Origin of the sequence: Crocinitomix algicola (genome assembly GCF_001661595.2) — a bacterium.
Taxonomy (GTDB): Bacteria; Bacteroidota; Bacteroidia; order Flavobacteriales_D; family Crocinitomicaceae; genus Crocinitomix; species Crocinitomix algicola.
The window spans coordinates 1-25,505 of record NZ_LYPF02000020.1 but is presented as its reverse complement, the minus strand read 5'-3'; the positions used below and the strand labels follow the sequence as shown (position 1 = coordinate 25,505).

Below are 25,505 nucleotides of genomic sequence, written 5' to 3'. Positions count from 1 at the left end.
AAATCTTATTATGCAACATCTTTATTATCGGATTTCATTGTTTCTTTTATTCTTTTTCGTCCATCCAATCGCTCATTGCCAAGATTTAGACACATTAAAAGTAATGTCTTATAATTTGTTGAAATTTCCTGGGGTAAACCCTGAGCGTATTTCTAAACTTAAAACGATTGTTCAACACGAATTACCGGATGTTTTAATTGTGTGTGAATTGACAAATGGAGCAGGGGCAGATAATATTTTGTACAACGCCTTGAACGAAGATGAAATTGATTTTTATGATATGGCAGATTATGTTCCAGGACCAGATACGCAAAATGAACTATACTACAATACAGATAAACTTGGGTTAAAAGAACAAAATGTAATTGAAACAGATTTGAGAGATATCAATGAATATGTGCTTTTTTACAAAACAGAGGATTTAGCTTATCGTGATGATACAATATTTCTATATGCATACGCTTGCCATTTAAAGGCATCAAGTGGATTTGAAGCCGAACGAAATGCAGAATTGATAGCATTTAAATCATATTTAGATACTCGAGCAAATGCTGAAAATATAATTTTAGCTGGTGATTTTAATTTTTATGGTAGTGCAATAGAACCAGGGTGGAATACCGCTTTGAATGGAGGACATGTTCCGTTATTTGATCCGATAGCTGCTCCTGGAAATTGGCATAATAACAGTGATTTTTCATGGCTTCATACTCAAAGTACGAGGACGACAGATATTGATGGAGGAGCTTATGGCGGAATGGACGATCGCTTCGATATAATTCTAGTAGGGGAGGACATTATGTCTGGAGCAAATAATTTATATTATATTCCTGAATCTTATCACGCAATGGGTCAGGATGGAGTTAGATTTAATAAGTCGCTTATCGATAGTCCTATAAATACTGAAGAACCTGAGGACGTAATTGAAAGTCTTTATTGGATGTCTGATCATTTGCCTGTTCGATTGGATATATTAGTAAACACAGGTCATTTAAGTACGCCAAGTAATAAAGGGGAGGTTTCAAATACGATTTATTATGACGCTGAAAATCAAATGTTACGATTTGATTTTGACGAAAAAGATACAGAAATGGTTTTGTATCGGGTTGATGGTACTTTAATCGATACCATCCAGATTTCACCTTCAAATAATTCACACGATTTAAAAGGAATTAATCCAGGAACGTACATTGTAAAATGGAGCGATAGTAAAAGTTTTAAATTCGTTAAACCTAAGTAGTTACTTTTTGTTAAACAGGTTTTTAATTTTTATAAGGTACAAATCAAAATCATAACTTAACCCTTTGAGGTGCGGCCCTTTAATTGTCCATAATTCTTTGTTGTTGGTAGATGTAGCACTATTATACATTCGCTCGGCCATTTCAAAAGGACAAGCTTCATCTTCAGTACTGTGTATTATTAATAAAGGTTTCGTCCAATTTTTTAAGTATTCATGTGCTTTAATATGATTTTTAACTAAAAGGTTTCCGATGAATTTAAACGGACGGTTTAAACGTGCTCTCGCGGCTCCTTTTTGTGTGTCAAAGGCACCCTCTATTACCAAAGCGTCAAAACAATCCGGATGCTCAACAGCGACCATTGTTGCTAAATTACCTCCTAATGATAGCCCCATAATTATTCGTTTTGTACCTTTTACTTTTTGATGATTGTTAAAGGCTAGTGCCCCGAGTTTTCCTGCACGTATTATATTTTTGTATGTTGCCTCACCTGTTGAGTTTCCAAAGGATGGATAGTCGATAATAAAAACCTGATAACCTGCTTGATAATATAGGTCAGCAACTTCACTCCACCCATTTAAGGTTCCTGCATTTCCATGCAGTAAAAAAATTGATGCAATAGGGTTTTCGCGCTCGTAGAAAAGATAGTGTATTGAATCCTTTAGCCCTAATTGATAATATCCACTACTTGCATCGGGTGGTGTTGCTACAAATTCTGGATTAGGATGAAAAAAAGACTTGTTAAAACTGCAACTTGAGCCAAATAGTGACAAAATAAACGCAGTAAATAGAATTAGTTTGGATAATTTCATATTATAAAAGTAGTCCTTAAGAAAATTCAATTGAATAAATATTAGCTAATATTTGTTAAGACGAACTTATTCTCGAATGAAAATTTCGTCTGCAAATATCCAAGAAGGGTTGCCATTTCCTAAATGCCACGTTGGACACTCTCCTCTATTTCTAGCGATAATTCTTAAATGTTGGGTTTTGATTTCTTTCTTCAAAACTAAAGGATGTATAATTGCACCGTATTGGTCAATAGGTAGTTTGTGGGTGAGAGTTTCAATTGTGAACCAGTTTTGTCCGTCTTCAGAAATTTGTAATTCTAGCTCTTTCGGCAACCAAATCCAAGACTTTATGTCTTGCAGAAAACGCATTTCAAAAGTAGAAAATTTAATTATTTCATTAAAATTTAAGGTAACGACTAAATCTTGATCGTAATAGCCTTGCCATGGGCCCGTTCTAAAATCCGTACCACCAGTAATTTGATCAATTAGCGCTCGTTCTCCGCCAGCTGAATATTGATTGGAGTAGTTGGCATCAATGGCAATCATCCAATCTGAATCTACTCTTTTAAAATTGGCTGTAATTGGAAAACTTTTTGAAGAGTCAACGAATTCTATTGCGCTGATTTTTGTGTCTTCTTTGATTTTAATAGGCTTTTTATATTTTTTCGATTTATGATTCGGAATGGTTCCATCTGTAGTGTATCGAATAATGCCTTTCCCATTGTAACTGGAATGAATAGAGACAGTTCGTTTTTGGTCAAATGAAGGGTTAGGGTCTCCAATATACGGCGAAGGAATCAATAAACTTTTTGAAACAAGAGATTTCGGTGCAGCGGTTAAATTTAGGCTTGGTTGATTACTCATTTCAAATGTTAAATTTCCGCCATTTAGGATTTCATGGTGATGAATGTAGTTTCTGCTCAGCGGCTCTCCATTTAAAAATATAGCAGATACATATTGTTGTCCTTTTTTATAATTTTTGCGTTGTATTTTAAAAACTTTTTCATTTTCCAATTTAAGGATGGCCTCATCAATTATTGGAGCACCTAAAAGATAGGTGTCTGAACCTGGAGCAAAAGAGTATAAACCGAGAGAACTTAAGACGTACCATGAAGACATTTGTCCGCAATCTTCATTTCCACTCAAACCATCTGGTTGATCTGAATATAAATTGGTTAATATTTTATTTACATAATGTTGAGTTTTATGGGGTGTATTTGTGAAATTATATAAATAGGCCATATGATGACTTGGCTCGTTTCCATGGGCATATTGTCCAATAAGTCCGGTAATGTCTACCTGGTGTCTACCTAAAGTTTTAGAATCAGCAGTAAATAATCGATCTAGCCAAGCTTCTAGACTATCCTTTCCGCCAAGAATTTTAGTCAATCCCTCCACATCATGAGGTGCGAATAAAGAATATTGCCAAGAATTCGCTTCCGTATAATCGAATGTTACTTCTTCAGGTAGAAACCCGGGTTTCCATCCGCCATTGTAGCGGGGTTGCGCGAATTTAGATTTGGGATGAATAATATTCTTATAATGTTGTGATCGACGATAGAAGTGATTCGCAATTGAGTCTTTACCTAATGAATCAGCAAAAACAGCAATACACCAATCATCATAAGCATATTCTAAAGTCTTTGAAACGGATTCCGATTCATCTTCTGATGAAATATAACCTTTTGATTTATATGCATGCAAGCCAAGGTGATTTTGATTTGCACTGTGCATCATAGCCTCGAGTGCTAATTCAGTATCAAAATCTCTAATTCCTTTGATATAAGCATCTACAATTACCGGGATCGCGTGATACCCTATCATACATCCTGTATAATTTGCTGACAATTCCCAAATTGGAATAATCCCACCTTGATTGTATTGTGACAAAAAAGTATTAATGAAATGTATTGTTCTCTCTCGCTGAGTAATTGTGAAGAGTGGGTGAGTTGCTCTAAACGTATCCCACAGTGAAAAGACGGTATATTTTTTGCTCGTATTTGATTTGTGGATGTTTTTATCTAATCCTCTGTATCGTCCATCGACATCACTAAAAAGGTTTGGATTTAAAAAACTATGATAGAGAGCAGTGTAGAAGGTTGTTTCAATATTTGGGTCAACCGTTGAAAGATCAATTTTACCTAACTCCTGATTCCAACTTTTTTCGCAATCTTTTTGATAACTCGAAAAATCCCAATGCGGCATCTCTTTTTTTAGATTATTCTTTGCACCGGTAATATCAACTGCTGATATACCAACTTTCACCTGAAGTTCAGGTTGGGCATGACCAAATTCAAGTATCATTTTTAACGGATTTCCCTTTTCGTCTTTTTTTATACTTGTTTTTAACGCTTTTTCAGAAAACTGTATTGTGAAATAAAAATGTTGTTCAGTCGCCCATGCTTTGGATATTCTACTACCAATCAGTGTAGAGTCATTTAATAAAATTAAATCAGAACCAAGTAGCATGTCTCTATGCTCAAGGTCAATTATTACTTTTTTCTTTTCCCATTTGGGGTAAGTGTAACGATGGAAGCCACATCTTTCCGTGGTTGTTAAGTCCACCTTTATATTATGCTTTTCTAATAATACACTATAAAATCCAGCATGCGCATTTTCGTTTTTATGTTGAAATTTTGATCCATATCCTTGATCAGTCGGGTAACCATTTTTCCAAATATTATTACCGATGAATGGCATGATTAATAAGTCTCCATAATCTGAAACCCCCGTTCCACTTAAATGCGTATGACTAAATCCATAAATCACAGAATCTGAATAATGGTATCCGCCGCATCCGTCCCACCCTTCTAATCTAGAGTCTGGCGATAATTGAATCATACCAAATGGCGCAGATACCCCAGGGTATGTGTGTCCATGTCCTCCTGTCCCAATGAATGGGTCGACCTTTTTAGCGTAATTTTGTGAAAAAAGTACTATTGGAAAAAGAGTAGCCAAAAGGCCAATTAAATGTGGCTTTCTCATAACTAAGAGAGTAGAATTCCAACTTTCGAATGAATTGATGCAATCGCTCCCAAAACCCCACTATTCTTATCGTTAATAGAACTTATTTTGATAAAGGATTTGTCTCTTAAATTTGGTAAGATGAGCGTTTTTAAATGCTTTTCTGTCTTGCGTTTTAATAAATTTCCATTTTTTGCAATACCACCTGTTAAAAATACGCATTCCAGATCTAAAATGTTGACGAGGTTAGAAATTGCGAAAGCTAAATCCTTTGTGACTAAATCAACTACCTCCAAGGCTACTGGGTCTTCTTTTCTTGCAGCTTTAAAGATTTCCGTAGGTGATAGCTCACTGGGCGAAATATTATTTAACAATGAACCTCCACTCGAAAACTCTAGTTTTTCTTTGGCTGTGCGAACAATCCCTTCTTTTGCAATATAAGTTTCTAAACATCCGAGGTTCCCACATTTACATTCTCGTCCGTCCGGGCGAATAATGGAATGTCCAAGTTCACCTGCTAAACCATTGGCACCAATAACAACTTCATTATTGATATATAGTCCAAGTCCAATACCCGTACCTAAAGTAATCACGCCAAAATTCTTCATTTCAGGAGCGTCACCATAGGTTTTTTCACCAATAGCCGCTGCATTAGCGTCGTTAACAGCCACTGTTTCAATGTCAAATTTCTCTTGAAAAATCTTTTGAATTGGAACAATATCGCCCCAATTTAAATTTGGAGCGAACTCAATGCACTGCGTTCTTTCATTGACACTGGGAGCCCCAATTCCAATTCCAGCGAGTGGCTGTTTTCGCTTTAAATCTGAGTGAATTTTACTCACAAGTTCGTCGGCAGTTTTAAAAGAATCAGTTTTAAAAGAATTTTCATAAAGGATTTCACCATCAGCATTTGAAATTCCATAACACACATTGGTTCCACCAATATCTACTCCTAAGTAAGTACTCATATATTTTGCTTTGTTCTACTTCCGAATAGGCCGAAATAGAGGATGTAAAGATAAGAAATTATTGGAAAGAGGAAACCATATTTTACGCTTCCAAAATGATCAGACACCAATCCCATTCCCAGAGGGAGAATTGCTCCACCTATTATCATTATCACTAAAAGAGAGGAACCTTGACTGGTAAACTCGTTTAAACCTTTTATCGATAAAGTGAAAATATTTGACCACAAAATTGAATTAAATAATCCAATTGAAAGAATACACCAAAAAGCAATTTTGCCTTCAAAAAAATAAGCTACTAATAAGAGGACTAATATAATGGCTGAAAAAATACTCAATAGATTATTTGATGATTTACCAAAAATTAGCATTAATATATACTGTCCAAAAATGAATAGCGTTATTGTTTTTATTTCCATTAATACAAACGTATATTTTGAGGCCAATAATTCAAATTGAAAAGGAATACCTGCATCCAAAAATTGTGATTTGATTGTTATGAAAAACACAACAATTAAAAAGGTGATACTAATTGTAATACCGCCTCCTACTATTTTTTTTGGCAAAGTGTAGTTTGGGTTAGAAATTACAGCAATTCCTAACCTCCCAATCATCGCTCCGCCCCAATAAATTCCTAAATAGGATGCTGCGTCATTGGCAGAGAGTCCGCCAATTTCAGGCAGACTGAGGTAGGGCATGATTTTAGCACCAATCATCACTTCTGCACCAACATAAAAGAAAATCGCTAGCATGCCATATTTTAAATTGGAGAATTGGAACACCGAACCACTTAATAATACTTGTTCATCGTTTTTATAGTGGGGAAGTTTGACAAAAATCAACAGAACGGAAAAAAGAATGAATATCATTCCACACATCAAATATAGTTGCTGAATCGCAAGATCACTTGACATATAGTTTAAAATAAAATATCCAGCAAATAAAGGGCCAATTGTAGTGCCCAAAGAATTGAACCCTTGCGATAAATTGAGTCGTGTACTTGCGCTATGTTCGGGCCCTAATATTGCTATATACGGATTGCAGGATATTTGAAGTAAAGTTATCCCAAGTCCAATTGTGAAAAATGCAGCTAAATAGATATAAAAATTATTAAATTCCATTAAAGGGTAAAGCGAGGCACAGCCGATACCTGAAATTATTAAACCTAACTGAATTCCTTTTTTATACCCAAGTTTATTTATTGGATCTCCTTTTTTTTGTGAGTAAAAAAAATAAACCGTTGAACCGATACCATAAGCCCCAAAGAAAGAGAGAAATAGTAACATGGATTGAAACTCTGACAAATTATGCGAATTCTTATAAATCTGAACTAAAACATCATTTATAGAAGTGATACTGCCCCATAAAAAAAACAGTACAGTAATAATTATAAACGCTAATGATTTAGTTGGTCTATTTTTTATCACAAAATTCAGATTGGTGCGGGCTAAAGTAAGAAAATTATTTAATGACACTGGACATGTATTCAATAAAACTGTTTAATTTTAGCGTCTTAAACTTTGCTGACCAGCTTGATTTTTCTCAGTAAGTTACAATTTTGAGTATGTGTGGTATTAATGGTATATATAAATTCTCTGGCAATAGCTATGATCCAAAATTAATTCGTTCAATGAACGATACTTTGGCGCAAAGAGGACCTGATGCGGCTGGAGAATATAGTGATGAATATGTGCAGCTGGGCCACCGAAGATTGTCTATAATAGACCTCGACCAAAAATCAGATCAACCTTTCCATTCAAACGATGGGAGGTATATTTTGGTGTTCAATGGAGAAATTTATAACTATCGGACAATTAAAGCAGCAATTACTGATTACGAATTTAAAACGAATGGAGATACTGAAGTAGTTTTAGCAGCTTATCTTAAATATGGTGCAGCATGCTTAAAAATGTTCAATGGCATGTTTGCTTTTGCCATTTGGGATAAGGAAAAAAAGGAATTGTTTATAGGGCGCGATCGACTAGGGATAAAGCCATTATACTATGTTTTAACGAACGAATCAATTATTTTTTCTTCTTCATTAAAATCGATTTTATCTACCGGTTTAATTGAAAAGAAAATTGCACAAAATAGTTTAATCGATTATTTAAGATATCAAACTGTACACGCCCCATACACTATAATAGAAGGTGTGTTTAGTATTATGCCAGGCCAATCATTGCTTGTTAATGAAGAGAATCCACCTAAATTTAATACCTACTGGTCTGCAACAAGAGATTTTCGAAGGGGAAGTAATTCAATCAGTGAAGTGCAAAGTAATGTTCAAGAGTTACTTTCAGAATCTGTTGATCTCCGTTTAATGTCAGATGTACCTTTTGGAGCTTTTTTGTCTGGAGGAATTGATAGTTCGATAATTGTAGCATTGATGGCGAAAACGAGGTCTCAAAAAATTGACACTTTCTCAGTTTCATTTAAGGAGGAATCATATAGTGAGGCTAAATATGCCAAGCAAATCGCAAATTTATATAAAACTAATCATCACGAAATTGAACTAGGTGTTGACGAGTTTAAAGATTTAATTCCAGAAGCTTTTAAAAATGTTGATCACCCTAGCGGAGATGGTTTAAATACATATGTTGTTTCTAAAAAAACACGTGAGGCAGGAATAAAAATGGCCCTCTCCGGTTTAGGTGGAGATGAGCTTTTCGCCGGGTACAGTGTTTTTAATCAAATACCGAATTTGCAATCGAAAAAATGGTTATACAGTTTTCCTTCCTATTTTAGGAAACCTCTCGGGGTGATGAATCATGCAATAAAAGGAACTATTGGTTCGGCCAAGATCAAAGAGATTTTGAAACAACCTACTTTTGACTTGGAATATGTTTATCAATTTTACCGTCAAGTTGCAATGGATGATCAAGTTTTAAAACTTGTAAAAGTTAATTCATTACCTGAAAGTGCTGTTTTGAGAAACGTCCACGAATTAGTTGGTTACCGAAAAGAAGGGTGGGATTTGCCTCCACTAAGTAGGATTTCAGTTGCAGAAATGTCCACATATATGCAAAATATTTTACTACGTGATGCCGATCAAATGAGCATGGCTGTTGGATTAGAGCTTAGAGTTCCGTTTTTAGATCATAATTTGGTAGAGTATGTTTTAGGAGTTCGTGATGATATTAAAAGACCTATTACCGCTAAAAAGTTATTGGTAGATTCGTTCAAAGATTTAATTCCTGAATCAATTTATAACCGTAAAAAAATGGGATTTGTCTTACCTTATGAACATTGGATGCGTGCCGAATTAAAGCCCTTCTGCGAAGATAGATTAAACCAATTAAAAAAGATTAATTATTTTCGACCAGAAGGTTTAGACCAATATTGGCATCAGTTTTTGAAAGGGGATAAAAGGGTGACTTGGTCCCGCATTTGGCCTTTGGTGGCTCTTGGTGACTGGATAAAAGAGAATGAAATTATTGGGTAAAGCATGGCAAAAAAAAGAATATTAATATGTATGGATTGGTATGAGCCAGGTTTTAAAGCTGGTGGTCCAATTCGTTCAGTTGCTAATATTGTCAATGCATTGCAAAAAGAATTTGAATTTTACATTCTCACCAGTGCCTATGACCTAGGAGAAACAGAGCCATATCCAGATATTGAAACCAACCAATGGTTTGATAGAGGAGGGGTAATGATCAAGTACATGAGTCGTGCGAACATGAAAATTTCAGCGATACGTGGAAATATTATTGAGATTAACCCAGATGTTTTATACCTAAATAGTTTATTTTCGAAATTATATACGCTTGTGCCTTTAACTTTAGTGCGAAGAATCCCCGTAATAGTTGCTCCGCGAGGAATGTTGGGAGAAAATTCTTTAAAAATTAAAAGAGCGAAGAAGAATACATTTTTAAAGTTTACAAAGTTATTTGGTGTGTTTAATCGTGTGACGTGGCACGCGAGTACAGAGGTTGAAAAAGAAGATATTGTAAAAGTATATGGGCCGAAATGTAAAATTGTCGTTGCGCAAAATATTCCAACCTCTCAACAGTTAGAAATGAATGAAATTATTTCTAAACGTAAAACCGGAAATGTACGTTTTATTTATGTTAGTAGAATTGCTAAAATAAAAAATCTTCATCTTGCGGTGCATGCATTGAGGAAAGTTCGAGCAAAGCATCATGGCAAAGTCGAGTTTCATATTTATGGAAATATTGAAGATAAAAACTATTTTGAAAAATTAAAAGTATATATAAAAGAATACGATAATGTAAGTATTGAATATAAAGGCGTTTTAAATCCTGCTTTATTGTCAAGTACTTTTTTATACGCTGATTATTTTATTTTGCCTACAAAGCATGAAAATTATGGACATGCTATTGTCGAAGCATGGGCGAATGGTTGCCCTACAATAATTAGTCAGAATACACCTTGGCGTGATTTAAGAGTTAGAAATTTGGGATGGGATGTTGATATTTCAAATCCTGATAATCTAGCGTCAGCGGTTCAAGATGCCGTTGATACTATGGAAGATGAGTATTTGACTATGGTGCGAGAGTCATTCAATTTTTTTAAGAATGAAATTTCGGATGTGGCAATTATTGAAGCGAACAGAAAATTATTTGAAAATGCGTGTTGATTTAGCCAAGTTTTCTAATCCTGACTATCAGCCGGGCGGAACTTTAAAAAGGGGGATTTGGTTTTTCCTTAATAAACTATTTATTATCAATAAGTATAACCCCTCTTCTGGATTAAGAAAATTCATATTGAGATTATTTGGTGCGAAAATTGGTACAGGTGTTGTCATAAAACCAGGTGTTAATATAAAATACCCGTGGTTTTTATCGATTGGTAACTATAGTTGGATTGGAGAAGATGTTTGGATTGACAACCTCGGTAAAGTTCAAATCGGGAGTAATGTTTGTATTTCGCAAGGAGCGCTTTTATTATGTGGAAATCACAATTATAAAAAGGAAAAATTTGATTTGATGGTTGGAGATATTGTTTTAGAAGATGGTGTTTGGATTGGCGCTAAAGCGCTTGTAACTGGGGGAGTTGTATGTGAGACGCATGCGGTGCTTTCAGCTGGATCAGTCACGAGTAAAAACCTTAATTCATATAGTATTTACCAAGGTAACCCATCACGATTTGTTCGAGAAAGAACAATAAACAAATAAGTGAATGAAAGTTTCGATTATAACCGTGGCGTACAACGCTGAAAAAACAATAGAAGATTCAATTCAATCTGTTTTAGAACAGAAATATGATAATATCGAGTACATCATTATTGATGGAGCATCTACGGATAGAACATTGTCGATAGTAAAGAAATATGAGGATCGTATTTCGACTATAATTTCTGAAAAAGATAACGGTATTTATGATGCAATGAATAAGGGAGTAAAGGCTGCTACCGGAGATATTATCGGAATACTAAATTCAGATGACTTTTATATTGATTCAAATGTCATTACAGATATTGTAAACTCTTTCAATGATAGCAGTATTGATGGGGTTTATGCAGATTTGGTCTATGTAGAGGGAGAGGATACCAGTAAAATTAGGAGAAAATGGGAGTCAGGTTTTTATCATCACGGTGCTTTCAAAAAAGGGTGGATGCCACCTCACCCTACATTTTTTGTACGATCTAAGGTATATTCTGATTTTGGCCACTATGCTTTAAACCTGAGGTCTGCAGCGGATTACGAATTCATGTTACGCGTAATTCATAAACATAGAATTAAATTAAATTACTTACAACGTATTATAGTAAAGATGAGAGTAGGAGGAGAAAGTAATGCATCGTTTAAAAATAGACTTAATGCAAATAAAGAAGATAAGATTGCATGGAAAATGAACGGATTACAGCCCGGTCGATTTACATTCATCAGAAAACCAATGTCTAAACTAACACAGTTTATTAAACGGTAACTTTTTTAAAAGTAAAAGTTATTCGATAGAAAAATATTCTTTAAGATTTCTTAAGATTGATTTAATAAATTTTTATTTTTGGTTTAACACTATTCACTCGCATGATACGATCAATTATTGTCCTACTTTTTTTGGTTTCAACAAGTGCATTTTCGCAGCATCGTTTTAATAAACACCTTATAGAGGTAACACTTCACGAGCAAGATACATTATTGATGAATTTTGTAAAAACGCCAGATTTATTTATGGAGCGTTGGGATACCTTAGCCCAACCTAGCTTTTGGAAATTCGTAATGCGCATGTCTCCAGAAACCAGTATTTTGAATGTGGCTGAGACACGTCAGGTCCTAGAGTTAAGACCATTGGCTGATTGGAATAACTTGTCTGATGAAGAAAAAGAAGCTTATCGCGATACACTAAGAATTAGACATGGTTTGGCACCGGACACTCGGATTTTTATGACGACTGGAAAAAGCGATTTTTTCGAGTTTGAGAAAGTTTTTAATAGTATTTCTAGAGGAGTAGAGGTGTTTAAAGATAATAATACAGACCCATGGTATGCACAATCAATACTGATGATTGAAAGTCCAGGGAAAATTGCTTACTCTAGTGTTGGTGCACTGGGACCTTTTCAATTGATGAAATCGGTAGCAAGAAATCATGGTTTGCGCGTTGATAAGTATGTTGATGAAAGAAAAGATTTCGACAAATCGGCCAAAGCTTCTGCGCACTTAATTAGAACAGCTTGTATACCGGAAGCAAAAAGAATTTTGAAAAAATTTGATATCCATGTTACTCCGGACGATGAGTTTAGTCTATGGTTTAGACTTTTGGTAATGCATTGTTACCATGCTGGTGCTGGGAATGTGGATAGGTTATTGTCGAATGTTGTTAAACCTACTCGTGGAGGTATGGAATTAATCACAACAATTTGGCGATCAGAATATGGAGGGTTTAAAAATGCTTCGCAAAATTATAGTCAATTAGCGCTTGCAGCTTTAATTATTTTGGATGACCTGATTCTAAAAAAATGCCAAGAAATCTGTGAATACTAATTTCGGAGAATAAAAAAACCCATACAGCCTAAATTTTAGAATTCTTCTCACAACATGGTTAGTACTACCAATTTGGTTCTGAAATCCCCTGTTACCATTCATTCGAATGCAAAACATTGTTTTGTGGGGCCCGACATCATGAAATTGAGTTCATACTAAAATAAAAAACGTTAAGAACCAAAAACATACTATATGGGCGTAAGCCGAAGCCAACTCAAGTCTCATCGCACTTCGTGGTGGACTTGTATTGTAAAGTTAGGTGAATTTAATGGAATGAGAAAATAAAGTTTTCAACAATTTTTTTTCCGTGAGCGGATAAGATCGATTCAGGGTGGAATTGAACACCCGCGATAGGTAATGATTCGTGTTCAAATGCCATGATAACATTATTTATCGAGTTCCCTGTAATTTTTAATTCTTTCGGAAACTCCTCATTAATAGCCGCCCAAGAATGATAAAGACCTACTTGAAAACGGTCGCCCGTTTCATTAAATAATTTTGAACTGGTATCAAAACTAACTTCTTCTGATATTCCGTGTTTAACTTGGTTTTGATTGTAAAGTTTTCCACCAAAACTCTCAACAATAGCCTGAAACCCTAAACATACCCCAAGCATAGGAATTTTATCTTTGAAAGTGGAAATTATTTCCATCATTAATCCGGCTTCATTTGGTAGGCCAGGGCCAGGGGAGAATACAATTTTATCATACGTTTTTACAGTTTCTAAATTGATTTTATCATTAAAAATAACATCGACATCAACGTCAAAAGCAGTAAAGTAGTGATACAAATTGTAGGTAAACGAATCGTAATTATCCAATAATAGTATTCTCACTTTTTTTGATGTAAAAATAATAAAGGGATACCATTTTTGATATCCCTTTAATAATTGAATTTTTAAAAAAAATTATTTTGTTTTCTTAACCGATGGATTAGCTAGTGTTCTTCCTTCATAGTTAAATTTATAACGTAAAAAGAACTCCATAGCTCCAACACCTTTAGAGGCAACATTTAAGCGAGAAACATTTAAATCGTATGATGCTCCAATAGAGAGCGTATTCATCTCAAGAATTGCCATTGCAATTAGGGCATCATTTATTCGGAAATAGGATCCTAGTGTTAGGTGCATATTACCGAAATATGCCGTATGTTGAGATTCCGATTTTAGGGCAAACCTAAAAGCCGTACCAGCAGTAAGTTCTTTATTTGGCCCTTGTAAGAACCCAATCAATGCAGGTTTGAATTGAACATTGGTATTGGCTGTTTGAAAGGTTCCTTCTCCGTGAAGCGTTACTTTGCGATAAAGTTTGCTGTCATCATTTAAAATATTAACGCGTTGTTTTGTAAGATGGTGTCCAGCAAGACCGAGATTTATCTTTGAAAATTTTCCAATGTACTTTTCCCAATAAACACCCGCACTCATATCGAATCTTGAAACACTTAAGTTTTGATTCAATAAAAGCTCATTATTGTTGATGCCTTGGTCAAATTCTACACCCGTCCATTGGTTATCCCAAGTCAAACTGCTACCATTAACAGAACGTTGATAAAATGCAGGCTGTAGTCCTATAGAAAAGTGGTCTTTTTGACCAACTTGAAAAGCATAATTAATGGGAAAGGAAATTACATTTGTCGTATAATTACTTACACCGGATTTATCATTGTAAAAAGTAATACCAGCACCAAGGAAATTGGTTCCCTTATCTGCATTTTGATCAAGCATCCTCCAATCTGCACTTGCCGAAATAGTCCTATACGGTTGTTCAGAAACAGTCAACCATTGACTTCTGAAATTTGTAAATAATTGCATTTGCTCATCCGAGAACCCGGCAGCTGCGGGATTTAAGAAGACCGGTGACTCGCTAAACATACTGAAATGTTTGTCTTGCTGAGCTGAGGCTTCAGTTATAGCCCCCAAAGCCAAAATCAAGACAGCGGTTTTTGTTAAAAATCTTTTCATATTAAGTGTATTATCGAATGAGTGTTGTATTTCCTTGTTGTTTGCCTTTGTCTCCAGTAATTAGGTCATAATGAAGTACCCATGTGTAAACACCTGGATTTACGTCCCTGTTCATTTGCGTTCCATCCCAACCTATATTCTGATTAGTTGTTTCAAACACCATCTCACCATATCGATTGTAAATTATAAAACTTAAAGACTCAATTCCCAATCCTTTAACAAATAATACATCATTAACTCCGTCTCCGTTTGGAGAGAACGCGGTTGGTACTCCTACAGCGTGAATAAAATTCACTAAAACCATTACTTGGTCCTCTGCTTTACAACCATTTTCATCGATATATAAAACGTTATACATTGTACTATCTAGTGGACTTGCGTATGTGATTGGACAATCATCACATTCAACATATCTATTTGGAGTCCAAAAGTATTCTCCTTCTGGAGAAGTGGTTGTAGCAATAAGGTTAGCTTCTCCTCCCAAATCAATTATAGTGTCCATTTCAGCGGTAACAACTGGAAGTTCATTCACGGTTAGTGTGTGAGTAGCTGTTTTCACTTGACCATATAGGCTAGTAATTGTTAAACTAATTTCAAATTCTCCAACAGAAGTTGGACAAATTTTAGGATTTTGTTCGAATGAGGTAGAAGGGTCAGTCGCTCCTCCAAAATCCCATTCCCATGTTGTTAAAGTTGTACCAATACTCGTATCTGTCAATACAATACAGTCTCCAAGACATATATTGTCGTCAAATTCGAAACCAGCATATACAGGTTCGCAATCAATAACTTCAATTGTTACATCTGCTTCAGAGCTACATCCAAATTCACTTGTACCTACCACATTAAAAGTTAAAAAGCCAATCGGACCAGGTGTAAATGGAAGGCCATTTGTTACCCCCATATCCCACACATAAGTTTCAGCTCCGCCACCATTTAGTGTTACTTCATCTCCAAAACAAACTTCATAATCATCAGCGGTTGCTGTAACTGTTGGCAAGGGGTGAACTAATACATCTATTGTATCAGTATTTACACAGCCACTTTCCGTATCAGTACCAATTACTACATAAGTTGTTTCGCCAATTGTAGGTGGAATAAAAGGGTCTCCGTTTGTGATACCCGCTATATTAAATTCGTATTCATCAGCTCCTGTTGCAACAAAAGTTACAGCTTCGTCTTCACAAAGTTCTTCACGGTCCGCAGAAAGGCTAACATCTGGAGCAGCATACACAGTTACTTCTTTTGTAACGGTACATCCTCCTCCACATGCATTTTCATATAAATAAACCATGATATTTGAACGCCAATTTTCAGCATGGGGGTCTGGTGAGTGAAAATTTGCTGTAGTCATTCCACCAACCATTACTCGACCGCTTCCCCAACATTTTTCTGCAAGGACTATTTTCGTTGGGTCACCAGATTTTTCTAATAGATTAGTGTACCCTGTTCCATCTATAATACCATGTCCGTAATACGTTCCAGACATTGTAACAGAAGTGGGAGTGAGTGGTCCAAGCATTGCAGGGTGAGCGGCATCAATTACGGTAACATCATTGACATGTGTTGCCGTCATAGGGGAGGTTGTATAAAGCAAAGTTGTGCCATCAAACCCAAAGTCGATATCTCCCCCCTCATTTGGAGCTGAGTTTAAAAGTAGTCGACCCCCATTATTAACCCAATCTTCAATTGCTGGTAAATTAGCTATTAAGAATGTTTGAAGCTCCGAGGCCTGCATCGAACTACCATCCATAAAGACAAAGCCCGTAGTTGGAGCAAATACCACTGCGGGATCAGCAGTTTCAAAACTTTCCATTGTCCAACCGCCGGCACCAAAAGCATCATCCATGGCATCAGGATTAGGACTACCGCCCCATGGTTCACCTCCCATTGCTTTCATATAGAATTTATCACCTTCACCGCCTCCGGCCATCTCGTAAGTTATTGTATGTGTTCCCGGTCCAGCAACTTCTGGGTCGAATGTGTTTCCATCCACAATGCCAGGACCAGAAAAAGTGCCTCCTTCTGGATCGCCGACCAAAGTAACAGGATCATCTAATTCACAATAAGATTCATCTAGACCTGAAAAATCACACTGTGCTTGAAGGTTAGCTTGGACAAAAAGGGACAGTCCAAACAAACCAAGATAATGTAAGTTTAATTTCATTTTGTTCATAACGTGTTAGTTCAATTCAATAAAATGTTGAATATCATAATCCAACTAAAATACAAAATTTTTCAATGGAATTAGTTGTTTCTAGTGGAATAGCCTTAATAAAGAATGGTTTATAACAATACTTAGGGTTTTTGTTAAATTATTTCACATTTCATTTAGTTTCACGATTTAAACGAAAAAAAATGGGCAGAGGTTGCTAGTGATACGTGAAACTTTCTTCAAATCAAAGATATAATCCTTTCGTTGAGATAATAAGTGAAAAATTATGGTATTTAATTATCCGGTTCCATGATTGAATTCCTATTTTTATTCAAAAATTTTAAAATGAGACATTCAATTCAAACAACCGATGCTCCTTCTGCAATTGGTCCGTACAGTCAAGCCGTATTAGTTAATGGTTTCTTATATACAAGTGGTCAAATCGCCATAGATCCAAAAACTGGAGAATTAAATGATGAAAACCTAAAGACGGAAGTTACCCAAGTTATGGAGAATTTAAAGGCAGTACTTAATGCGGCTGAACTGGATTTTTCTCAGGTTGTAAAAACCACCATTTTTCTTAAAGATATGGATGACTTTGAAGAGGTAAACCGGATTTATGCGAGCTATTTTTCAAACAATTATCCAGCCAGAGAAACAGTTCAAGTCGCAAAACTTCCAAAAAACGTCCGTGTTGAAATTTCGATGGTCGTAGTTAAGTAGTCGCTACTTTGTTTGGATTTCGGTGGAAGAAGAAAAAACCGAATGAAAAATAAACTATACTGCTAGCGATTAGAATATAATCAAAATGAGGGATTTCGTTCGATAAAAAGCGGAGTCCCATCATTAAATAAGCAATAATGATTGAAAGAGCATAACCAATCGTTACCATAAACAGTCCCGTTTTCTTTCTTCGCCAGATGAGTACGAGTCCAAAAAGAATGACGCAATAGATTATAATTTCTACAATTGAAAATATTTTTAGCTGTGTGATCGCATCAACATAGCCATATTTTTTCCCCAGCGCTTGATACGCGGGACGGATGTCTTTTGATTGCTTTAAATTTCCAAGTAAGAGCAATGAAAGAAAGGTGATGATGTGCCAAGAAATAAGGTAGAGCCATACAATAAAACCAGAAATCACGGATACTCTAATGAGTAGGTTAGGTTTTTCTTTTCCTAGAACTAATTGCTTAAACCGTTGAAAAACGGTTCTTTTTATAGTTTTTTCCAAAGTCATGTTTTCGAATTTAGTGTTGATCATCTAATGGATAACCAATCCAAGATTTAAAAATTCGTTTATTGAGATTAGAAGGAACCTTTTTCTTTACAATCTTGTATATTGGATACATCGCTCTATTTGTATTTGGGCACATGATTTCTAATTCGGCACCATGTCGATTTATTTTTAGATGAAGCGGATTGTCTTTAAACTCTTCAAGTGTTTCATTCAGGCTGTTTCCTATTGATTTTTCATTTACGGTAAGAATTTCATCGCCAATGATTAATGCACTTAAATCCGCGCTACTCCCAGGGTATATATCTATAATGATGCATCTATTGTCCTGTTCTACGGTTTTTATTCCTAAAATTCGCTCAGCATTATTAGGATTTAGTTCCATTTCTAAATTGAATCCAATAGTCTCTAAAGCCTCCACTAAAACAGATTCATAGGGTTGTGTGCCATGAATTTGATTTTTGAATAAATCGGAAAAACTACAACCTCCGTATTTTTCACATAAGCCTATATAGTCGGATTCTGTATATCCCTTATTTTTCAATGCAAAATCATGATATAAATCATACATTACATTGTGGATAGAAGCTTTGTTATTACTTGCCGATCTTATTTTCATATCCACAATAAAAGCAAGCAAAGCGCCTTCATTATAAATGGAAACTTTTCTTTCTGGTGCCCCTTTTACGTAGCCGTCCAGCCATGTATCCCAACTGGACTGAGCGACAGAATAATTAAATCGTCCGAAATTGTCAAAGTGTTTTTGTAAGAGTTTTTCGAATTCTTTTTTATACCAACCAAATTCCTTTACGCCCGATGATGCAAGAAAAACATCCCCTAAATAAGTTGTAACACCTTCAGCTACATAGCCCAAATAGGAATAATTTTCTTTCGAATAGTCATATGGATACATTTCAATTGGTCGAATACTTTTAATGTTCCATACATGATATAATTCGTGCGAACTCACACCAAGTAAGTCATCGTATTTTTTGTTAAAAATTTCACTTTCAGGACCAAGCGCAATTACTGTACTTGTCGTATGTTCAACCCCATGATATGCTTTGTACGGTAGAATTTGGAATAGGAAATGATAATCTTTGTTAGGAAAACCAAGTATTTTCTCTCTTCGGTTACTGAAAACTTCAATTTGTTTGAGTGTAAATTTTTCAAAGTCTTGAATAAGTCGATCCCAGTTGATTTCAGATATCCCATTAAACCACAAATGAAAATTGATACCAAGTACTTCATAGGATTTATGTTGTAAGTCGGGACTAGCAATAAATGGAGAGTCGACTAGTTCATGATATGAATTGCAAGTTATAATGTTGTTATTAATTGCAGCACCACAAGCAATTTTGTAATGACTTGGAACCTCTATTTTTAATGAACAAGTCTCATCTTGTTTACTCGGAATGTAAGCTAAACAGTTGATGGGATTAACATAGAGTTGATTTTCATCAATATAAGAAGAACCCGCATTTATTTCGTTGGCGTAGTATTGATAACTTAAAACAATTTTAGTTGAATCTTTTGAATCAATTTTCCATTGATCTTTACTGACTTTTTTTACAGTAAGTAATTGATTGAGTTCGTTTTTAGCTTTAAAATTTTTAATGTTTTTAGCAAAATTCCCAAGTTCGTAACGACCAGGTCTCCATGCAGGAAACTGGACAAGAAGTTCATTGCTCTCATTACATTCAAATTCAGCTTGAATTGTTAAATATTGTCTGGTAGGGTTAATGTATTTAATTTTGTAGTGCATCTTTATTCTTCAATATCAAAATGTTCAATAATTAGTTGGTAGTCAGGTCCATTTTTACCACGAACTCCAGTTGAGCCATCAATCCCGTCTAAACCTTCCTCTGCTGGTGCTTGGCCTGAAGCTGGCGAACCAGCTTTTCCAGCTTCTCCTTTATTTCCAGCCAAACCACTTTTTCCTCCAATATTAGAAACAATTATTCTATCTTTCAAGCTACTCGCATTTGAATGTAAGAAAATATACACAGTTCCACCATTTCCTCCATTTCCAGCGTTCCCGCCGTTTCCTCCGTTTCCTGCATCACCAGGAAGTTTAGTTTTATCATCTTTTATTTCTCCATCTTTTCCATTTCCACCGTCACCACCGTTACCACCGCGTCCGCCATCGCCGCCGTCTGCATTTATATGAATCTCACTGCCGGAGTCGATAAAACGATAATAATAAGTTTGATTTGAATCAACATTTGTAACCGCCAATCGATATTCTGAACTAGTAGCTAAACGCCATATTTTTACAGTTAAATTTGGTCCGTCTTTCCCGTCTTCACCTTCTAAGCCATCTTCACCATTTTTACCGTCTCGAAAAAGCAAGGGGGTCGACTTATTGTCTCCACTTTTCCCAGGTAATCCATTTTCACCTTTAAAATTAACCCACAAATTTCCTTTATAGTTAAATGGAATTGTTTCAGATAAACTTAAAGTGTCGTATTCCGTTTGATATTGAGCATTAATTTTTAATTCTGTTAAATCAAAGGATTGAGGTTTTGGCTCAATGAGAAAATTTCCTTGGTTGAATTCTCCACCTATCGTTGAAACTGATAGGTTTCCTTTATTTGTGATTTTTTTCTCTTTTCCATCAGGATAAACAGCGTAAAAATCTATTGCTATTGTTCGCCCGTAGTTAATATTAGAACCTTTTTCATAGGCCATACGGATTGATTGAACGTTTTGATTACTTCTGAAAACAGCGCAATTGCTCAATAATAGACAAAAAGTTCCTATAAAAGTAATTCGAATCATGAGAAATTATTTTGGATTAGGTTAATGATTAATCAGAATTTATGTTTTGTCAACGGTTTATTATTTTCGTCTCGTTATTCAAAATTAAAATATTCTATTCCTCTAGCAAACATTTCAATGAATATTACTTAAATTCGCCGAAGATAAAAACAGAAATTATGACTTACGATATTATAGTAATCGGTAGTGGACCGGGAGGTTATGTAGCAGCAATAAGAGCATCACAACTTGGTTTAAAAACTGCTGTAGTTGAAAAAGCTGAAATTGGAGGTATTTGTTTGAATTGGGGATGTATTCCAACCAAAGCACTTTTGAAAAGCGCCAATGTTTTCGAATACATTAGTCATGCAGAGGACTATGGTATTGAGGTTAAGGGATCGACACCGAATTTCGACAATATTGTGAAGAGAAGTCGAGGAGTTGCAGATAAAATGAGCAAAGGTGTTCAATTTTTGATGAAGAAGAATAAGATTGATGTCTTAAAAGGTACTGGAAAGGCAAAACCTGGTAAGAAGGTAGTGGTTACTGATGATAATGGGGAGTCGAAGGAGTATAGCGCTTCTAAAGGTGTAGTTTTTGCTACAGGAGCACGTTCTAGACAGTTACCAAACTTACCGCAAGATGGAAAGAAGATAATTGGTTACCGAGAAGCTTTAGTTTTAGATAAGTTACCAAAGAAAATGGTGGTTGTAGGAAGTGGTGCAATTGGTGTTGAATTTGCTTATTTCTATAATACAATGGGAGTGGAGGTGACTGTCGTTGAATATTTGCCAACAATAGTTCCTGTAGAAGACGAAGAAGTTTCGAAACAATTAGAACGATCATTCAAGAAACAAGGAATGAAAATTATGACGAACTCTTCAGTAGAGTCGGTTGATACGAGTGGCAAAGGATGTAAGGTAAAAGTGAATACTAAGAAAGGGGAGGAAATTATAGAGTGTGATATTGTTTTATCTGCAGTTGGAATTGAAACAAATCTAGAAGGTATAGGATTAGAAGAAGTTGGAGTTGCGACAGATAAAGGTAAAGTATTAGTAAATGAATATTATCAAACTAATATTCCTGGATATTACGCAATCGGAGACATCGTTTCAGGACCTGCTCTTGCACACGTTGCTTCTGCAGAAGGTATTATTTGTGTTGAGAAAATTGCCGGCATGAACGTTGAGGGATTAGATTACGGCAATATACCGGGTTGTACTTATTGCTCACCTGAAGTTGCTTCAGTTGGTATGACTGAGCAACAGGCGAAAGATGCTGGTTATGAAGTGAAAGTAGGTAAATTTCCATTTTCAGCTTCTGGCAAAGCAAGTGCGGCAGGGGCGAATGACGGATTTGTTAAGCTTATTTTTGACGCAAAATATGGAGAATTGCTAGGCGGGCATATGATTGGTATGAATGTAACTGAAATGATTGCGGAAATTGTAGCAGTAAGAAAACTCGAAACAACTGGTCATGAGTTGATTAAAACAGTTCATCCACACCCAACCTTGAGTGAGGCGGTAATGGAAGCTGCTGCAGCGGCCTACGATGAAGTAATTCACTTGTAAAAGTGTTTTAGATATCTTTTGAAGCCTATTTCTCCGGAAATGGGCTTTTTTCATTTAAAAGACCTACAAAAAAAATCAAATAATACGTTTTTTTACTGATTTTTAAACAGCTTGAGCATGCTAAATTTGTATTGATCAATTGAATCCAAAACTTATGTTCAAGTAAAGCTGAGTATTCAGCGATGAATAGACTGGTTTGATTTAATTTATTTATTGAGTTATTAAAGTTAGAGTAGGGTTTTTAATGGTAATTATCTTTAAATAGAATTAAATTAAATTTAGTAAGTAGAATTGAAACCCGAATAAGAAACGTCTTATTCGGGTTTTTCATTTTTTATACTAAACCACTTTTTCTGAGTAAAGCTCCAGAGTTGGGCGTACTGCCTCTGAATTTAATATATAATTCCATCGGATCTGCGGAACCACCTTTTGAAAGGATATTTTCTTTAAAAGATTTTGCAACTTCAGGATTAAAGATTCCTTGCGATTTGAAATATTCAAAGGCATCAGCTTCCAGCACTTCTGCCCATTTATAACTATAATAGCCTGCAGAATAACCACCGCTAAAAATATGCGAAAACGCAGTAGAAGTTGCAATTCCCTCAACATATGGGAATAATGTTGTTTTTTTGTTTACTTCTTTTTCAAATTCTTCAATAGTTATCGTGCTGTTTGGTGTAGTATGCCAAGCCATATCTAATTGACCTAAAGAAACTTGTCTAACAGTTTGATATGCGCTTAAAAAATTCATGCTCTCTTTAATCTTCGCAATCAAAGTACTTGGAATTAGTTCACCTGTCTCATAATGATAGGCGAATAATTCTAAACACTCTTCTTCGTAGCACCAATTTTCCATAAGTTGAGAAGGTAATTCAACAAAGTCCCAAAAAACAGAAGTTCCACTAAGACTTTCATATTTTCCATCTGCCAAGATTCCATGCAAGGCATGACCAAATTCATGAAACAAAGTTGTCACCTCTCCAAAGGTTAAAAGTGAAGGAGTTTTTTCAGTCGGTTTTGTAAAGTTACAGACGATAGAAATAATCGGTCGTTGATCATTTCCATCATATTTATTTTGACCTCTATAAGAAGTCATCCAAGCACCATTCCTTTTGCTTGAACGTGGAAAAAAGTCGGCATAGAAGAAGGCTAAAAACTCATTGTTTTCAGACCAAACTTCATACGATTTGACATCGTTATGATATGTGTCTATATCAGTTCGTTCTTTAAATGAAATACCGAATAATTTCTTTGCAGTTTTAAATGCTCCTTCGATTACATTTTCTAATTTGAAATACGGTTTTAAAAGTTCATCATTCAATGCAAATTTTTTATTCTTTAATTTTTCGGCATAATAGCTAAAATCCCATTTTTCAATTGGTGAAGGCCCTTTCATTTCACTTGCCAATTTCTGTACTTCCGCAATTTCTTCTTTGGCTTTTGGCAGCGCTGCATCTAACAGTTCATTCCATAAATTATAGACATTTTTTGTGCTTTTCGCCATTCGTTGGTCTAAAACAAAATCGGCATGTGATTCAAACCCCAAAAGTCTAGCTTTTTCTTGTCGCAATAAGACGATTTCTTTTATAATTTCTGTATTGTTAAACTCATTGTTTTGATTTCCTCGCATGCCAAAAGCGAGGAATAATTTCTTTCTAAGCTCTCGGTTTTCAGCATATTTCATGAATGGTAGATAAGAAGGATAATCTAAGTTAATCAACCATTGATTATGTTTACCTTTAGATTTCGCCATCATTTTAGCCGCGTCTTTTTCGCTTTCAGGTAGACCGTTTAAATCTTTTTCATCTGTTATCCATAATTCAAAAGAATTACTGTCTTTGAGAACGTTTTCACTAAATTTTAAGCTAAGTTGAGAGAGTTTAGTATTGATAGATTTTAATCGTGCTTTTTTTTCATCACTTAAATTGGCGCCGTTTCTTACAAATCCAGAGAATATTCGTTCCGCAAGGTAAAGATCCTCTGATTTCAAATCTTCTTTATCTAGCGAGTTGTATGCTTGTTTTATTCTTGCAAACAGCTCTTCATCCAGTTGAATTTCGTTTGAATAATTGGTCAGTAATGGCGAAATTTCCTGAGCAAGTGCTTGCATTTCATCACTTGTATTGGCACTATTTAAATTGAAAAAAATACTAGAAATATTACCTAGTAAAAGACCACTTTTTTCGTAGGCTTCAATTGTGTTTTTAAAGTTTGCAGGTTCATTTTCAGTCTTAATTTGTTGAATTTCAGATTTTGCTAATTCGATTGCATTTAGAATAGCGGGTTTAAATTCTTCAATTTTAAACGATCCGAAAGGAATAGAATCATCAGTACCACTATATGGATTTAGTATTTTATTTTTCATGTAATTTATATTTTCTCATTTACAAATTTATATCATTTACCAAGTTTTCGGTGGTGAAAGCTAACGATATCACGAGACATTTTGTAATAAATTATGTTGTTATTGTTTTATTTTTAACAAAAGTTGAGTCGACTTAAAATTTTCTTAAATTTGACGTTCAGTAAAATCCTAACTTATGAAAACCCTCTCCTTTGCATTCATTGCAAGAGCTATTACATTTATAAATTTGTGGTCGTTCCCCTTTAGTTTCATTGTTGAAATGTTCCATGATGGATTCGAAATTAGTAAGATCGATTTTCAAATAAGGTAGTCAAATACTTTAAAGTTCAGGTACTTTTTCTTTTCGCTAATTTTCTTGAAAATACTTCATATTACGATAAGACAGGTTAATGGGACTTTTTTCAATTTCGCAATTACATATTTTGATAAATTATTAAGACTTATGAAAAAACGAGGTTTCAAAGAACGATTGAGATGGTTATTCATACTTTTCATCCAATTAGAAAAAACGATAATAATATAAATTATAATGACCAAGAGTCTATAATAATAGATATG

At 35.1% G+C, this 25,505-nt stretch carries 19 protein-coding genes; 8 read left to right on the top strand and 11 right to left on the bottom strand.

Translation table 11 applies throughout. From position 1 onward, the window contains the following. The first annotated feature begins 10 nt into the window (after positions 1-10). On the top strand, positions 11-1,237 hold the full coding sequence (locus A8143_RS13045) for an exonuclease/endonuclease/phosphatase family protein (protein WP_139134355.1): 1,227 nt from the start codon (positions 11-13) through the stop codon (positions 1,235-1,237). Here A8143_RS13045 and A8143_RS13040 read toward each other — a convergent pair whose 3' ends face one another. The 4 genes from A8143_RS13040 to A8143_RS13025 form a co-directional block, all read right to left on the bottom strand. After that, on the bottom strand, positions 1,238-2,047 hold the full coding sequence (locus tag A8143_RS13040; RefSeq protein WP_066759233.1) for an alpha/beta hydrolase: 810 nt from the start codon (positions 2,045-2,047) through the stop codon (positions 1,238-1,240). Positions 2,048-2,113: 66 nt separating this feature from the next. Then, positions 2,114-5,011, bottom strand: coding sequence for a GH92 family glycosyl hydrolase (locus A8143_RS13035; protein WP_066759232.1), 2,898 nt, complete (start codon positions 5,009-5,011; stop codon positions 2,114-2,116). A 2-nt stretch (positions 5,012-5,013) separates the two neighbouring features. Further along, positions 5,014-5,958 (bottom strand): ROK family protein, encoded by a 945-nt coding sequence (locus A8143_RS13030; protein ID WP_066759229.1) that lies wholly within the window; start codon positions 5,956-5,958, stop codon positions 5,014-5,016. After that, the gene (locus A8143_RS13025; RefSeq protein ID WP_066759227.1) at positions 5,955-7,382 is read right to left on the bottom strand and encodes an MFS transporter; all 1,428 of its coding nucleotides are present in this window, start codon (positions 7,380-7,382) and stop codon (positions 5,955-5,957) included. Before A8143_RS13025 ends, A8143_RS13030 begins: the two co-directional genes overlap by 4 nt. Positions 7,383-7,519: 137 nt before the next feature. On the opposite strand from A8143_RS13025, the gene asnB reads away from it, so the two are divergent. From asnB to A8143_RS13000, 5 genes are all read left to right on the top strand, one after another. After that, on the top strand, positions 7,520-9,397 hold the full coding sequence (gene asnB / locus A8143_RS13020) for an asparagine synthase (glutamine-hydrolyzing) (RefSeq protein ID WP_066759225.1): 1,878 nt from the start codon (positions 7,520-7,522) through the stop codon (positions 9,395-9,397). A gap of 3 nt (positions 9,398-9,400) precedes the next feature. Next, positions 9,401-10,552, top strand: a complete 1,152-nt coding sequence (locus A8143_RS13015; RefSeq protein ID WP_083261380.1) for a glycosyltransferase — start codon at positions 9,401-9,403, stop codon at positions 10,550-10,552. Continuing rightward, positions 10,542-11,090: a WcaF family extracellular polysaccharide biosynthesis acetyltransferase gene (locus A8143_RS13010; protein WP_066759369.1), complete on the top strand. Its 549-nt coding sequence runs from the start codon at positions 10,542-10,544 to the stop codon at positions 11,088-11,090. Before A8143_RS13015 ends, A8143_RS13010 begins: the two co-directional genes overlap by 11 nt. A 4-nt stretch (positions 11,091-11,094) precedes the next feature. Continuing rightward, complete coding sequence (locus A8143_RS13005) at positions 11,095-11,844, top strand: glycosyltransferase family 2 protein (RefSeq protein WP_066759221.1); 750 nt, start codon at positions 11,095-11,097, stop codon at positions 11,842-11,844. 101 nt (positions 11,845-11,945) lie between these two features. Then, positions 11,946-12,899, top strand: a complete 954-nt coding sequence (locus tag A8143_RS13000; protein WP_066759219.1) for a transglycosylase SLT domain-containing protein — start codon at positions 11,946-11,948, stop codon at positions 12,897-12,899. 265 nt (positions 12,900-13,164) lie between these two features. On the opposite strand, the gene A8143_RS12995 is transcribed toward A8143_RS13000, so the two are convergent. The 3 genes from A8143_RS12995 to A8143_RS12985 form a co-directional block, all read right to left on the bottom strand. After that, entirely contained in the window at positions 13,165-13,734 is a 570-nt protein-coding gene (locus A8143_RS12995) for an anthranilate synthase component II (protein WP_066759217.1), read from the bottom strand. Between the two features lie 72 nt (positions 13,735-13,806). Beyond that, complete coding sequence (locus tag A8143_RS12990) at positions 13,807-14,859, bottom strand: PorP/SprF family type IX secretion system membrane protein (RefSeq protein WP_066759215.1); 1,053 nt, start codon at positions 14,857-14,859, stop codon at positions 13,807-13,809. A 10-nt stretch (positions 14,860-14,869) separates the two neighbouring features. Then, entirely contained in the window at positions 14,870-17,026 is a 2,157-nt protein-coding gene (locus A8143_RS12985) for a gliding motility-associated C-terminal domain-containing protein (protein WP_066759213.1), read from the bottom strand. Positions 17,027-17,359: 333 nt separating this feature from the next. On the opposite strand from A8143_RS12985, the gene A8143_RS12980 reads away from it, so the two are divergent. Then, positions 17,360-17,737 carry a RidA family protein gene (locus A8143_RS12980; protein ID WP_066759367.1) on the top strand — a complete coding sequence of 126 codons (378 nt, stop codon included), beginning with the start codon at positions 17,360-17,362 and terminating at the stop codon, positions 17,735-17,737. Here the strand turns inward: A8143_RS12980 and A8143_RS12975 are convergent. The 3 genes from A8143_RS12975 to A8143_RS17325 are packed head-to-tail and all read right to left on the bottom strand — an operon-like array spanning position 17,730 to position 21,032. Continuing rightward, positions 17,730-18,254 carry a hypothetical protein gene (locus A8143_RS12975; protein ID WP_139134354.1) on the bottom strand — a complete coding sequence of 175 codons (525 nt, stop codon included), beginning with the start codon at positions 18,252-18,254 and terminating at the stop codon, positions 17,730-17,732. The two genes, A8143_RS12980 and A8143_RS12975, sit on opposite strands and share 8 nt — an antisense overlap. Before the next feature lie 10 nt (positions 18,255-18,264). Further along, positions 18,265-20,016, bottom strand: coding sequence for a M61 family metallopeptidase (locus A8143_RS12970; RefSeq protein ID WP_066759211.1), 1,752 nt, complete (start codon positions 20,014-20,016; stop codon positions 18,265-18,267). A gap of 2 nt (positions 20,017-20,018) precedes the next feature. Then, positions 20,019-21,032, bottom strand: coding sequence for a collagen-like triple helix repeat-containing protein (locus A8143_RS17325; RefSeq protein WP_139134353.1), 1,014 nt, complete (start codon positions 21,030-21,032; stop codon positions 20,019-20,021). Positions 21,033-21,187: 155 nt separating this feature from the next. On the opposite strand from A8143_RS17325, the gene lpdA reads away from it, so the two are divergent. After that, positions 21,188-22,582 (top strand): dihydrolipoyl dehydrogenase, encoded by a 1,395-nt coding sequence (gene lpdA / locus A8143_RS12960; RefSeq protein ID WP_217494811.1) that lies wholly within the window; start codon positions 21,188-21,190, stop codon positions 22,580-22,582. 334 nt (positions 22,583-22,916) lie between these two features. On the opposite strand, the gene A8143_RS12955 is transcribed toward lpdA, so the two are convergent. After that, entirely contained in the window at positions 22,917-24,947 is a 2,031-nt protein-coding gene (locus A8143_RS12955; protein ID WP_066759199.1) for a M3 family metallopeptidase, read from the bottom strand. Positions 24,948-25,505 lie beyond the last annotated feature (558 nt).

Coding starts and splice junctions, on each gene's coding strand:
- A8143_RS13045 (WP_139134355.1), top strand. CDS start 11: ATGCAACATCTTTATTATCGGATTTCATTGTTTCTTTTATTCTTTTTC.
- A8143_RS13040 (WP_066759233.1), bottom strand. CDS start 2,047: ATGAAATTATCCAAACTAATTCTATTTACTGCGTTTATTTTGTCACTA.
- A8143_RS13035 (WP_066759232.1), bottom strand. CDS start 5,011: ATGAGAAAGCCACATTTAATTGGCCTTTTGGCTACTCTTTTTCCAATA.
- A8143_RS13030 (WP_066759229.1), bottom strand. CDS start 5,958: ATGAGTACTTACTTAGGAGTAGATATTGGTGGAACCAATGTGTGTTAT.
- asnB (WP_066759225.1), top strand. CDS start 7,520: ATGTGTGGTATTAATGGTATATATAAATTCTCTGGCAATAGCTATGAT.
- A8143_RS13015 (WP_083261380.1), top strand. CDS start 9,401: ATGGCAAAAAAAAGAATATTAATATGTATGGATTGGTATGAGCCAGGT.
- A8143_RS13010 (WP_066759369.1), top strand. CDS start 10,542: ATGCGTGTTGATTTAGCCAAGTTTTCTAATCCTGACTATCAGCCGGGC.
- A8143_RS13005 (WP_066759221.1), top strand. CDS start 11,095: ATGAAAGTTTCGATTATAACCGTGGCGTACAACGCTGAAAAAACAATA.
- A8143_RS13000 (WP_066759219.1), top strand. CDS start 11,946: ATGATACGATCAATTATTGTCCTACTTTTTTTGGTTTCAACAAGTGCA.
- A8143_RS12990 (WP_066759215.1), bottom strand. CDS start 14,859: ATGAAAAGATTTTTAACAAAAACCGCTGTCTTGATTTTGGCTTTGGGG.
- A8143_RS12985 (WP_066759213.1), bottom strand. CDS start 17,026: ATGAAATTAAACTTACATTATCTTGGTTTGTTTGGACTGTCCCTTTTT.
- A8143_RS12980 (WP_066759367.1), top strand. CDS start 17,360: ATGAGACATTCAATTCAAACAACCGATGCTCCTTCTGCAATTGGTCCG.
- A8143_RS12975 (WP_139134354.1), bottom strand. CDS start 18,254: ATGACTTTGGAAAAAACTATAAAAAGAACCGTTTTTCAACGGTTTAAG.
- A8143_RS12970 (WP_066759211.1), bottom strand. CDS start 20,016: ATGCACTACAAAATTAAATACATTAACCCTACCAGACAATATTTAACA.
- A8143_RS17325 (WP_139134353.1), bottom strand. CDS start 21,032: ATGATTCGAATTACTTTTATAGGAACTTTTTGTCTATTATTGAGCAAT.
- A8143_RS12955 (WP_066759199.1), bottom strand. CDS start 24,947: ATGAAAAATAAAATACTAAATCCATATAGTGGTACTGATGATTCTATT.